Consider the following 11,488-nt stretch of genomic DNA (forward strand, 5'->3'; position numbering starts at 1 on the left):
CTGGCGCGGCCTCGGCGGGCTTCGCCTCGGGAGCGGCCTTGGCCTCGGCGGGCTTGGGCTCGGCGGGCTTCTTCTCGGCCTTGTCGCCCTTGCCCTTCTTCTCCTCCTTGGCCGGCTCGGTGGCGGCGGGAGGCGAGCCGAGGATGGCGTTGACGCGCTCCTCCTCCAGACGGGGCAGGAGCGGCTCGGGGGTGCCCACGGGCCGGCTGCGGTCGAGCAGCGGGTAGCGCGCGGTGGCGAGCGCCTCGAAGGTGAGCGCCGGCGCGTTGAGCTGCGCGAAGAGCTTCTCCGTCACGCGCGGAATCACCGGCGTGAGAAGCGCCCCCAGGATGTAGGCCACCTCGGCGGCGTCGCTCAGGTCGGCGCGAGCGGCCTCGGGGTCGGTCTTCACCTTGGCCCAGGGCGCCGCGTTCTGGAGGAAGCCGTTCGCGGACTGGGAGATGTCCGTGATGATGCGGATGGCGTTGCGGAACTCGAGCTTCTCGAAGGCCTCGCGCACCTCGGGGACGCGGGCGAGCGCGGCCTCCACCAGCGCCTTGCCGGGGCCCTCCTTCGTCGCGGGAGCGAGCCGCTTCTCCAGCGCGGCTCCCGCCAGCATGGACAGGCTGCGGTTGGCCAGGTTGCCGATGTTGTTGACGAGCTCGCCATTCACCCGGAGGCGGAAGTCCTTGAGGCTCAGGTCGAGATCCTCGATGCCCGAGCCCAGCGTGGCCGCGTAGAAGTAGCGCAGGTAGCTCGGATCCAGGTGCTCCAGGTAGGCGCGCACCGCGATGAGCGTGCCGCGGCTCTTGGACATCTTCTCGCCATTCACGGTGAGGTGGCCGTGCACCTTCACCGAGTCGGGCCGCTTGAGGCCGGCCACCTTGAGCACGGCGGGCCAGAAGAGCGCGTGGAAGTAGACGATGTCCTTGCCAATGAAGTGGATGATGCGGGCGTCACTGCCCTCGGCCCAGTAGTCCAGGGCGCTCTTGGCCTTGCCCGTCACCTGGGCCCACTTCTCCGTGGTGGCGATGTACCCGATGGGCGCGTCCAGCCAGACGTAGAAGTACTTGTCCGTCTCGCCCGGGATGGAGAAGCCGAAGTACGGCCCGTCGCGGCTGATGTCCCAGTCCGCCAGGCCCTTCTCGAAGAAGCCCTGGAGCTGGGTGGCGAGGCCGGGGTTGACGAAGTCGGGCGTGCGCAGCGTCTCCTGCAGGAAGTCCGCGTGGCGCGACAGCTTGAAGAAGAGGTGCGAGGACTTGCGGCGCACCGGCGGCGTGCCGCACAGGGCACACCGGGGCTCGATCAGGTCCGTGGGGCTGTAGGCCTTGCCGCACTTCTCGCAGGCGTCACCGTACTGCTCGGGCGCCTTGCAGTTGGGGCAGGTGCCCTTGATGAAGCGGTCCGGCAGGAAGCGCTTGTCCGTCTCGCAGTAGGCCTGCTCGATGTCGCGCTTCTCGATGTCGCCGTGCTCCTTCAGCTTGCCGTAGATGTACTCGGCGTAGTGCTTGTTCTCCGGCGAGTTGGTCGAGTGGAAGTAGTCGACGCTGACGCCGAGATCGCGGAAGTCGGCCTGGTGCGACTCGTACCACCGGGCGACGAACTCCTCGGGCTTGATGCCCTGCTTGGCCGCGTTGATTTCAATGGGCGTGCCGTGGGTGTCGTCGGCGCAGAAGTAGACGACGTCCTTGCCGCAGGAGCGCAGGAAGCGCACGTAGATGTCGGTCTGCACGTACTCGACGGCATGGCCGATGTGGATGGGGCCATTGGCATACGGCAGCGCGCTGGTGACGAGGATTCTCTCCGCCATGGGTTCTCCTGAGGGGGGGCGGACATTAGCCGCTCGGGGCTCTGGTCATCGATAAGAAACGCAAGGAGGTGACAGGTGCATGGGGGCCCCGGAGCTGTTATCGACCCCACACGATGTGCACCATCGTCATCCTTCGCCACATCCACCCCGAGTACCCGCTCGTGCTGGCCGCCAACCGCGACGAGCTGTACGCCCGCCCGGCCGTCGGTCCCCAGGTTCTGTCCCCCTCCCCCCGGGTCGTCGGAGGACGCGACCTGGAGCGTCAGGGGACGTGGATGGGTGTCACGGACGGCGGTTTCTTCGTGGGGCTGACGAACCAGCGGGGTTCCGCGAACCTGACGCGGGCGCCTCGCTCCCGGGGCGAGGTGGTCATGCGCGCCCTGCACTCCAGCAGCGTGGAGGGAGTCGAGCGCTACCTCGCGAGTCTGGACCCTCGGGAGTACAACCCCTTCAATCTCCTCTACGGAGACGCCGGGGCGCTGCGGGTGGCCTATGCCCGCCCGGACTCCGAGCGAATGACCGTGGCGGACGTCCCACCGGGCGTCCACGTGCTGCCCAACGACGTGCTCGACGCCCCCGAGCTGCCCAAGGTGCGGCGGGCCCGGAAGCTCGCGGAGGTGGCGGCGAGCAAGCCCTGGCCCGAATCCGTCCAGGCGCTCCAGGCGTTGCTGGCGGATCACCTGCTGCCGGAGCGCGCGCCGCCGCTTCGCCCCGACGAGGAGGGCCTTCCGGACATCCACGAGCGCATGCGCCAGTACCAGGCGCTGTGCATCCACACGCCGGGGTACGGGACGCGCTCGTCGGCCATCGTCGCGCTGGCTCCTGGACGGGTGGCCCACTACCTCGCGGCCGATGTGGCCCCGTGCCAGGGCCCGTACCAGGACGTCACGCCACTGCTCTACCCGCGGTGAAGGACGGCGCTTGGGGAGCGCGCGAACCCGGGTGAGAGTCGTCTCGACATCCTACGGGAAAAGTAGCATCCTCGCCTCGACCTGAGAGGTGGTGGATGCAATGGACTTGAAGGTGAGGGAGGAGTTGGAGCGCGCGGGACTCGAGCTGGACTGGCCCGAGCTGCTCCAGGTGGCCATGGAGTTCGGACCTCGGGGGCAGCCGCTGCGGCTGCGTGAAGCGCTCTCGGTGGTGGACGGGAAGCGGACGATGGCGGAGGTGAAGCTCAAGCCCATCTCGCAGCTCTGGGCGGAAACGGAGGGGACTCCGTCCCCGCTGGGGACGCCCCCTCGACATGAGTCCTTCCTGCGCCTGCTGGAATCGACGGCTTGCAGGTATTGCTCGGCGATAAGACGGCCCGAGACGGATGCCGAGTTCGAGCGACTCTACCGCCAGCTCCGCCGGGAGCCGGATGCGGAGGACCCCTACCCGCTCTTCTCTTACCTGCAAGGGGCGGCGCGCTTGTACCTGTCGCTGCGCAACGTGAGCCGGGCCGAGTACGAGGAGCTGACTCACGGACTCAGCAAGCAGGCCCGGCGCTTCCGCTCGCACATGGGCAGCATCAACTACCACCGCAGGGTGCTGAACTCCGTGCTCAAACCCCGAGGCTGAACCATGCGAGCGCTCCTTCCCCTCCGGGCTGTCCTGTTCCTTCTCCTGCTGGCACCCGCCTCCCTGGCTCGGGACCGTGACAAGGTCGCCGTCCGGACCATTCTGAGATCAGAGCACCCCGGCCAGTGGACGCACACCCTGCACGTCACCGGGCAGGTCGCGTGCGTCCTCCGGTTCGATCAGCCCGTCAACCCGGCCAAGACGAGGATGCTGGATTGGGAGGGGCGCTTCGAGCCTCTGCTCGCGGGCGGCAACAAGGTGGTCGTGGAGCCGCTACACGACCTCGGCGGCGACGAGCGGATTCCCCTGGTCGTGACGCTCGCGGATGGCTCGGAGGTGTCGTTCCTGCTGGCGCCGCCGTCCCCGGAAGAGCAGTTCACGGACCAGCAGGTAAACGTGTTCGAGGATCGGGAGAGCTACAACGCGGTGCTCTCGTCCTTGTACGACGCACTGGGGCGAGAACGGGTCCTCAAGGAGGAAAACGAGCGCCTCCGCAAGGAGGAGACCTCGGAGGACCACGCTCTTGCGGCCCTCTTGGCCACGGGTGCCAGCACACAGACCCCCTTCATTGAGAAGCTCCGCTGGTCCTTCCAGGAGGCGGATGCTGATGTCGAGGTCGTTGCGTTCTCGGGCAAGACGAAGGCAGCGGTCGTCTTCCACATCAAGAACCATGACCCCGGGCAGCCCTGGCGACTGACGAAGGTCCACGCCTTCAGTGCATCAAGCGGAGAGCCGCGCACGGTCGCCGTGAAAGCAAATCGTGCCTCGATTGTTCCTGGTGGGTCCGGCTCTGTCGCCATCGTTGCGGACAAGAGCGCATTCATGGACAAGGGTGGACCGGGGCAGTTGGTCCTGGAAATCTTCCGTCACGACGGGCTCAGGCAAGCCTACGTCATGCTGGATCATCGCTTGGTCCGCAAGTAAGGGCGGGAACATGCACTCCAACAAAATCGCACTCGTGTGCTGCGCCGTCTTGCTCGTGGTGTCCTCCGGCTGCCCTGGCACTGCCACAGGCGGGGTGGCCCTTCGTCCTGATGGGAGCCCAGGACCCGAGAAGTGCCCCCAGAAGGCGCTGGAGGCGATGAGCTACCTGCGGTTGCTCGTCGGAGACGCCGCGCGAGTCGAACTCGACGTGAATCAGGCCGACGCCCGTCCCATCACCCTGTACGATGGGCCCATCGAGAGCATGGTGGATGATGAACTTGGGCTTCTTGAATCGCCTACCCGGCTCTACGGCCGGGTGTGGACGAGTGGACCGCAAGTCGTGATTCGGTACTACAAGGCGCACCCGCCCCGAGGACCCGAGGTGCCCATCTGCGCGGTGGCCCGACTCGCGAAGGGACAGCTCAGGAAGCGGCCCGAGTCCAAGCCTGGGACCGCGATCCTCGAGTTCTCCAGCGCCGGGGTCTACATCGTGAACGAATTCAGATAGTGCGCCGCGGGTGTCAGGATTTTTCGGGCCCGTGCGTCCCTGATTCAGCTGCCCGGCAGGAGAGGCCGAACACGCACCTGGTCATCGCCTCATAAGCGATCGCGGTTCAACTCCGCCCACGCCCTGGATTGGGCGCCCAACCAAAAACGGCTTCTCCACTCGGGCAGCACTTTTTTCTTCCTCCCCCGTCCGTCGCTCCATCACTGGTGCAACGGCAGGAGCAGCGTGAAGCGGGTGCCTTGCCCCGGCTCCGACTCGACCGAGATGGAGCCGTTGTGGTTCTCCGCCACCTTGCGGCTGATGGCCAGACCGACTCCAGGCCCCGGGGTGTTCGGATCCAACTTCCTCAGCGCCTCGAACACGTAATCGCTGAAGCGGCTGTCGAAGCCGCTCCCGTTGTCCGAGAAGACGATCCTCGCGAAGTCCGTGTAGCGGTACTTGTCCTTCATCGTCCGGAAGCTGTTGTACTGGACCTCGCGGTACTCGATGTCGATCCGCAGGCCCACATCGAGTCTGCGGAACTTCACCGCGTTGTCGAGCAGGTGGAAGAACAGCAGCGTCAACTGCCGGCGCCGGCCCTGGATCAAAGGGAGCGGCTCGACCCGCAGCTTCGCCTCTCCGAGCCCGGCCCTCTCGGACACGAGCTGCCGGGCGTTGTCCACCACCTCGTTCAGGTTCACCTCTTCGATCGGCTCGTCGGCCACGTCCAGCGCCACGAACTGCTGGAGCGCCGTGACGAGCTGATCCATCCGCGCGCTCACGGTCTTGATGCGCTCCAGCGAGCGCTGGCCCGTCAACGACATCGTCGACCGGTCTTCCTGGGTGAAGAGACACGAGAAGACGGAGAGCTTCCGGAGCGGCTCGCGCAAGTCATGAGCCAGGATGCCGCTGATGCGGGTGAGCTCCTGGTTCTTCTGCTCCAGGCTGCTGAGCTTGCGATCCAGCTCCTGGGCCCGCTGCTCCAGCTCGTTCCTGGCCCGGATCAGCTCCTCGTTGCTCCGCAGCGCATCTTCCGCCGCCCGCTTCGCCTTCAGCAGCTCGTCCTCGTACTTGCTGCGTGCACGGACCGGCATGAGCGCGCAGTGATTGACGAACGTGCCCCCGCGCTCCGCGCGGATGGCGTTGACGAGCACGGGGATGTCTTCGCCACTCCTGGAGCGCAGCGCGAGGTGGATCTCCTTCGCCTGGCCCTGCATCCGGAGCAGCGGGTAGAAATGGGTCTGGTAGAAGATGCGGCTCGCCAGCGTCAGGAGCGTCTCCACATGGCGGCCCGACAGCTCGCCCTGGGTGTAGCCCAGCATTCCCAGCAGCGTGTCGTTGACGACGTCGATGCAGCCGTCGTCGGTGAACGACAACAGGCCGCACGGCGCGGAGTTCCACAGCTCGGCCGCGTAGCGCGTGGCCGCCTCTTCCTCGTGACGCGACGTCAAACGGGTAATGGCTGACACAGGTAGTCCTTGATGATCCCGATGGTCTCCTCGGGAGCACTCATGTGGGGGCAGTGACCCGTGGCCTTCGCGATCCGCAGCGTGCTGTGGGGGAGGTGGCGGTGGAGGTACTCGCCCACCTGCCTCGGCGCAATCAAATCCTCCGAGCACTGGAGGATGAGCGAGGGCACCGTCAGCTTGGGCAGATCCCTCCGGTTGTCCGAGAAGAAGGTCACCTCCGCGAACCGCCGGGCGATGATCGGGTCCGTGGAGCAGAAGCTCGTGGTGAGCTCCTCGGCCAGCTCCGGCCGCTCCGGGTTCTTCATGACCATGGGGGCCAGGAAGTTCGCCCACCCGATGTAGTTCTTGTCCATCGTCTCCAGCAGCTCCTCGATGTCCCTTCGCTCGAATCCGCCCACGTAGTCGGGAGCCTCGTTGATGTAACGGGGCGAAGGGCTCACGAAGACGAGGCGCTGGAAGAGCTCGGGCTCGTGGAGGGCGGCCAGCAGTCCGATCATGCCGCTCACCGAGTGGCCGACGAAGATGACGTCCTTCAACTCCAACACCCGGCAGATGTCGAGGATGTCCTCCGCGTAGCCGTTCAGGCTGGAGTACCGCTCGGGATTGTACGCGCGGAGATCCGACCTGCCCGATCCGACGTAGTCGAACAGGATGACCCGATAGTCACCCTCGAAGGCGTGGGTCACGAAGCGCCACATGTTCTGATCACAGCCAAAACCATGCGCGAACAAGATCGGCTGGGTCCCCTTCCCCAGGATCTTCACGTTGTTCCGCGACAGGATGTCCTGCTTCATGCTCATGGGGCTGGAACCGGGTCCACTCCGCTCGAGGCGTTTCGTTCTTCGGGTGGGTCTACATGAACACCGAGGACCGGCCCATTGCTCCTTGGGTCCGCTGTCGAACCTTTGTTCGATGGAATCAGGTTTCAGCGCGGCGCGGTCGGGATTCCGACACTGGGCAACCCAGCCCACTCGGGGTCCATGCGAGCATGCTCAACGGTGGAAACTTCACAGCTCATGCCCCTGTGCTAGTTACATCCATGGATCCTTCTCTCTTGCGGGATTCCGGGTGACTCCGAGAACGTCATGCGGGGGGGAACGATTCGCCGATAGAAACGCGAGGCCAGCGATGGGCGTTCCTCCGAGTAGCGACATCCCCGAAGCCCCTCCCGCCAAGGAAACGACGGTCGAGGAATTGCTCACGTTGATCTCCCGGATGGCGGCGAACGATCCGCACGCGCAGTGTCGCGTCGTCGAGGGACCCCTCGCACCGGTGGCCGCGGCGCTCAACAACCTGGCGTCCCAGCTCACGACGGGCCACACGAAGGTGAGCGAGGCCTTCGGCGTCCAGGCGCTGGTCGAGCAGGCGCCGAGCATGATGATGGCGTGCGAACCCGACGGGAGGATCCGGTTCATGAACTTCACCATCCCCGGCTTCGTGCTGGGTGACGTGATGGGCTTGAACGTCTATTCCTTCATCGCACCGCACGAGCACGAGCGGGTCCGCCCCATCATCCAGGGCGTCCTCGAGACCGGCGAGCCCGCGGGCTATGAGATCCGCTCGGTGGTCCAGCCCGGCCCGGAGTGGTTCTCCGTGAGGGTGGGAGCGATCAAGGCGGAGCAACGGATCGTCGGCTTCACGATGATCCTCACGGACATCTCGGAGCTCAAGCGCGCCCAGACCCGGCTGGAGCACTCCAACCGGGAGCTGGAGAGCTTCGCGTACATCGCCTCGCACGACCTGCAGGAGCCGCTGCGCAAGATCCAGACCTTCGGGGAGCGCCTGAAGGCGACGTCCGCCGCCGCGTTGGGTCCCCAGGGGCTCGACTACCTCGAGCGGATGAACAGCGCCTCGGTCCGCATGCGCCGGTTGATCGAGGACCTGCTCACCTTCGCCCGGGTGTCGTCGAAGGCCCAGCCCTTCACCCGCGTGGACCTGGGCGCGCTCACACGCGAGGTGGTGGGAGACCTCGAGGTGGCCATCGAGAAGGCGGGGGCGAGCGTCACCCTCGGCGAGCTGCCCGTGCTCGAGGCCGACCCGGTGCAGCTGCGCCAGCTCATCCAGAACCTGGTGAGCAACGCCCTCAAGTTCCGCCGGGAAGACGTGGCCCCCTCCGTCTCCGTGCGTGCCACGGTGGAGGCGGACGCCCAGCGGTGCGAGCTGGTGGTCCAGGACAATGGCATCGGCTTCGATGAGAAGTATCTCGACCGGATCTTCAACGTGTTCCAGCGTCTACATGGGCGCAGCAGCAAGTACGAAGGCACGGGAATCGGTCTGGCGATCTGCCGCAAGATCGTCGAGCGGCACAACGGGAGCATCCGGGCGCGCAGCGTGCCTGGCGAGGGAGCGACGTTCATCATCACGCTGCCGCTCAAGCAATCCACGAACAGGTGAGGCCCATGGAGCAGAGAAAGCCCGTTACGATCCTGATGGCTGATGACGACGCGGATGACCGGGACTTCGCCCGTACCGCGATGGAGGAGAGCCGGCTCGCCAATGACCTCCGGTTCGTCGAGGATGGTGAGGAGCTGCTCGACTACCTCTACCGTCGAGGCCGCTTCGCCGACCCGAAGGACTCGCCGCGCCCCGGGTTGATCCTCCTGGACCTGAACATGCCCCGCAAGGACGGCCGTGAGGCCCTGCGGGAGATCAAGGGCGACCCGTCGCTCCGGCTCATCCCCGTCGTCGTGCTGACCACCTCCAAGACCGAGGAGGACATCCTGCGCAGCTACGACCTCGGAGCCAACTGCTTCATCACCAAGCCGGTGACCTTCGAGGGCCTCATCGATGTCGTGAAGGTGCTCGACAAGCACTGGTTCCAGCTCGTCGAGCTGCCGCGCTCATTCTGACGCACTCCCCTACTCGCTCGCCCAACAGCCAGGGCCGGACCGCCGACGCCTGTTCACCTTGGGTCGAGCGGCTGCGTCTCACGTACAGGGTTTGTACGGGGGCCGTCAGGCGCTCCCGCAGACGGTCCACAGGAGCCGCTCGATGACGAGCTTGCTGCTCGCCGAGGACTTGAGCGACAGGTCCGCGTCGGCGCACGCCACCAGCGCGTCGAGCAGCTCCCGGCGCTTGTAGCGCCCCGCGCCCTGCATCCCGAGGAAGGCCGCGTAGGGGTGAGGGGCCTTGCCCTTGGCCGCCTTGGCCTCCTCCTCCACCCGGGGGAACACGCGCGACTTGAAGTCCTGGAACGAGCGCGGCACCGAGCCCCCGGCGTACTTCTCCAGCCGCTCGTGGTTCTCCAGCATGCCCCGCACGATGGAGGCCACCGCGCCCAGCAGCTGCAGCCCGTGCACGCCCTGCCCCATCGCGTCCATCGTGTAGTCCAGGGCCGCCTTCAGGTTGCGGCCCTGCAGGGCCTCGGACAGCTCGAAGAACTCCTCCTCGCGCGTGTGCGACACCAGCAGCGCCACGTCCGAGGACTCGATGGTGGAGCCCTCCGCGTACGTCGCCAGCTTCTCCAGCTCCGACTGCAAGAGCCGCACGTTGCCGCCGATGCGCTCCTTGAGCTGCTCGGCCGCGCCCTTGCCCAGCTTCTTCTTGAAGGGCCGGAGGAACTCCTCGGCGAGCGGCTCGATCTCCAGGTCCTTGTGGCGCGCCGCCACCTTGCGCTCGACCACCCGCCCCTTGTCCGCGGCGAGCTTCACCAGCGGGCTCTTCGCGTCCACCTCCGAGGCCGCCAGCACCAGCGCGTGCCCCTGCGGGACGCCCTTCTGGAAGAGCTCCAGCAGCGCGCTCGCGTCGCCCTCGGGCGCGGTGATGCGCTCCTCGCGGCAGAACGTGGCCACCTCCTTGAGGAAGGTCAGGTCCGCCTCGGCGAGGTCGACGTTCAGCTCCTCCTTCCACTGATCCACGGACGGAGCCCCCCGCGCGCTCGGATCGAGCTGGTCCGCGCCCCACCCCGCCCGCGCCGCCAGCGCCAGCAGCCGCCGCGCGCCCTCCTTGCGCTTGCCCGCCTTCCACGCCTCGCGCGCCTTGCCCAGCGCGTCCCCACGGCCCTTCTTCGGCGCGAGGAACTCCGGGTCGCGTACCAGCACCACCTTGCGCCCGGGGAAGAGCGGCAGCGTGGCCAGCTCCTGCGCCACCTCGCGCGGCGAGCCCGCGTCCAGCACCGCGAAGTTCAGCCCCGCCGAGGCGTCCGGCAGCAGCACCTTCACCAGCTCGTCCGCGCCCCGGCGCACCAGGTACTCCTCGCCCCACAGCAGGTAGAGCGGCAGCACCTTGCCCGTCTTCGCCTCGTCCAGCACGTCGTCGATGTCCGCGCTCATCGCCCCTCCAGCAGCTCGATGAGCATCCGCTCCAGCTGCAGCCTCGCCGCCGCGTTGCGCTCCACGATGGTCGTCTTCGTCTTCTCCAGCAGCGCGTGCCGGCGGTGCAGGTGGGACTCGTGGGTGCGCGCCGCCACCTCGCGCGCCAGCTCCGCCAGGTCCTGGTTGGCCAGGCGCTCCACGCCCGCCTTCGCCAGCGACACGTCGCGCGTCCACATGGAGAGGATGGTGAGCGCCTGCTCCGCCAGCTCGCGCGTGGCGCCGAACGTCTCCGCCCAGCGCAGCAGCGCCCCCACGCTCCCGGGCTCGAGCGCCTCGAAGCCGGTGATGACCTCCTTGCGCGCCGCGAGCGCGTCGAGGTCCAGCGCCAGGGCCCGCCCCAGGCTCCCGCCCGCCATCACCGCCGCCAGCTCCGCCGTCTGGGCGTCCAGCTTGCGCTCCTTCCGCAGGCGCTCGGAGATGAGCTCCAGCGGGAGCGGGCCGAAGTGCACCTTGCTGCACCGGCTGCGGATGGTGGGCAGCAGCTTGTCCGGCGCCGAGGCCAGGAGGATGAGCGTGGTGTCCGAGGGTGGCTCCTCGAGCGTCTTGAGGAACGCGTTCTGCGCCTGGGGGTTGAGCAGGTGCGCGTCCACTACGAGGGCCACCTTGCGCTTGGACTCGAGCCCATGCAGGGTGATGCGCTCCAGCAGCCCTCGGATCTGCTCCACCTTGATCTCCCGGCTGGGCGTGCCGGAGATGTCCGAGCGCCCCGCGAGCCCGCGCTCCACGCGCTCGGCGTCCGGCATGAGCCAGGTGACGTCCGGGTGGGAGCCCTTGGCGATGCGGGTACACCCGTCGCAGGTGCCACAGCCCTCGTTGGGCTTCACCTTGCAGGTGAGCGCCTGGGCGAGCCCCACGGCGGCGAGCTCCTTGCCCACGCCCTCGGGCCCGGCGAAGAGGTAGGCGTGATGCACCGAGTCGCCGCGCAACGCCGCCCGCAGTGCGTCCA

Annotated in this window: 11 protein-coding genes; 6 read left to right on the plus strand and 5 right to left on the minus strand. The window is 67.3% G+C overall.

All coding sequences use genetic code 11. The features are described from left to right. Nucleotides 1-1,789: methionine--tRNA ligase (gene metG / locus VF697_RS18525; RefSeq protein WP_331096807.1), on the minus strand; the 1,789-nt coding region annotated here is incomplete at its 3' end. A 113-nt stretch (nt 1,790-1,902) separates the two neighbouring features. Between metG and VF697_RS18530 the strand changes: the two genes are divergently transcribed. The 4 genes from VF697_RS18530 (at nt 1,903) to VF697_RS18545 (ending at nt 4,781) form a co-directional block, all read left to right on the plus strand. Further along, entirely contained in the window at nt 1,903-2,700 is a 798-nt protein-coding gene (locus tag VF697_RS18530; RefSeq protein ID WP_331096809.1) for an NRDE family protein, read from the plus strand. Nucleotides 2,701-2,800: 100 nt separating this feature from the next. Then, complete coding sequence (locus tag VF697_RS18535; RefSeq protein ID WP_331096811.1) at nt 2,801-3,349, plus strand: hypothetical protein; 549 nt, start codon at nt 2,801-2,803, stop codon at nt 3,347-3,349. 3 nt (nt 3,350-3,352) lie between these two features. Next, nucleotides 3,353-4,273 (plus strand): DUF2381 family protein, encoded by a 921-nt coding sequence (locus VF697_RS18540; RefSeq protein WP_331096813.1) that lies wholly within the window; start codon nt 3,353-3,355, stop codon nt 4,271-4,273. Nucleotides 4,274-4,283: 10 nt separating this feature from the next. Next, nucleotides 4,284-4,781 (plus strand): hypothetical protein, encoded by a 498-nt coding sequence (locus VF697_RS18545; RefSeq protein ID WP_331096814.1) that lies wholly within the window; start codon nt 4,284-4,286, stop codon nt 4,779-4,781. Nucleotides 4,782-4,981: 200 nt separating this feature from the next. Here VF697_RS18545 and VF697_RS18550 read toward each other — a convergent pair whose 3' ends face one another. Together VF697_RS18550 and VF697_RS18555 are read right to left on the minus strand one after the other, a co-directional pair. After that, nucleotides 4,982-6,211 (minus strand): PAS domain-containing sensor histidine kinase, encoded by a 1,230-nt coding sequence (locus tag VF697_RS18550; RefSeq protein WP_331096816.1) that lies wholly within the window; start codon nt 6,209-6,211, stop codon nt 4,982-4,984. Then, nucleotides 6,208-7,029 carry an alpha/beta hydrolase gene (locus VF697_RS18555; RefSeq protein WP_331096818.1) on the minus strand — a complete coding sequence of 274 codons (822 nt, stop codon included), beginning with the start codon at nt 7,027-7,029 and terminating at the stop codon, nt 6,208-6,210. Before VF697_RS18555 ends, VF697_RS18550 begins: the two co-directional genes overlap by 4 nt. Before the next feature lie 394 nt (nt 7,030-7,423). Here VF697_RS18555 and VF697_RS18560 point away from each other — a divergent pair, with 394 nt between their 5' ends. Together VF697_RS18560 and VF697_RS18565 are read left to right on the plus strand one after the other, a co-directional pair. Continuing rightward, the gene (locus VF697_RS18560; RefSeq protein WP_331096820.1) at nt 7,424-8,623 is read left to right on the plus strand and encodes a sensor histidine kinase; all 1,200 of its coding nucleotides are present in this window, start codon (nt 7,424-7,426) and stop codon (nt 8,621-8,623) included. 35 nt (nt 8,624-8,658) lie between these two features. Further along, nucleotides 8,659-9,078 (plus strand): response regulator, encoded by a 420-nt coding sequence (locus VF697_RS18565; RefSeq protein ID WP_331096821.1) that lies wholly within the window; start codon nt 8,659-8,661, stop codon nt 9,076-9,078. 105 nt (nt 9,079-9,183) lie between these two features. On the opposite strand, the gene holA is transcribed toward VF697_RS18565, so the two are convergent. Further along, nucleotides 9,184-10,500, minus strand: a complete 1,317-nt coding sequence (gene holA / locus VF697_RS18570; RefSeq protein WP_331096823.1) for a DNA polymerase III subunit delta — start codon at nt 10,498-10,500, stop codon at nt 9,184-9,186. Next, nucleotides 10,497-11,488: DNA polymerase III subunit delta' (gene holB / locus VF697_RS18575; RefSeq protein ID WP_331096825.1), on the minus strand; the 992-nt coding region annotated here is incomplete at its 5' end. The genes holB and holA, both read right to left, overlap by 4 nt.

The sequence above is a fragment of the Archangium sp. genome (assembly GCF_036388035.1).
In the GTDB taxonomy this organism is placed as follows: domain Bacteria; phylum Myxococcota; class Myxococcia; order Myxococcales; family Myxococcaceae; genus Archangium.

Coding starts and splice junctions, on each gene's coding strand:
- VF697_RS18530 (WP_331096809.1), top strand. CDS start 1,903: ATGTGCACCATCGTCATCCTTCGCCACATCCACCCCGAGTACCCGCTC.
- VF697_RS18535 (WP_331096811.1), top strand. CDS start 2,801: ATGGACTTGAAGGTGAGGGAGGAGTTGGAGCGCGCGGGACTCGAGCTG.
- VF697_RS18540 (WP_331096813.1), top strand. CDS start 3,353: ATGCGAGCGCTCCTTCCCCTCCGGGCTGTCCTGTTCCTTCTCCTGCTG.
- VF697_RS18545 (WP_331096814.1), top strand. CDS start 4,284: ATGCACTCCAACAAAATCGCACTCGTGTGCTGCGCCGTCTTGCTCGTG.
- VF697_RS18555 (WP_331096818.1), bottom strand. CDS start 7,029: ATGAGCATGAAGCAGGACATCCTGTCGCGGAACAACGTGAAGATCCTG.
- VF697_RS18565 (WP_331096821.1), top strand. CDS start 8,659: ATGGCTGATGACGACGCGGATGACCGGGACTTCGCCCGTACCGCGATG.
- holA (WP_331096823.1), bottom strand. CDS start 10,500: ATGAGCGCGGACATCGACGACGTGCTGGACGAGGCGAAGACGGGCAAG.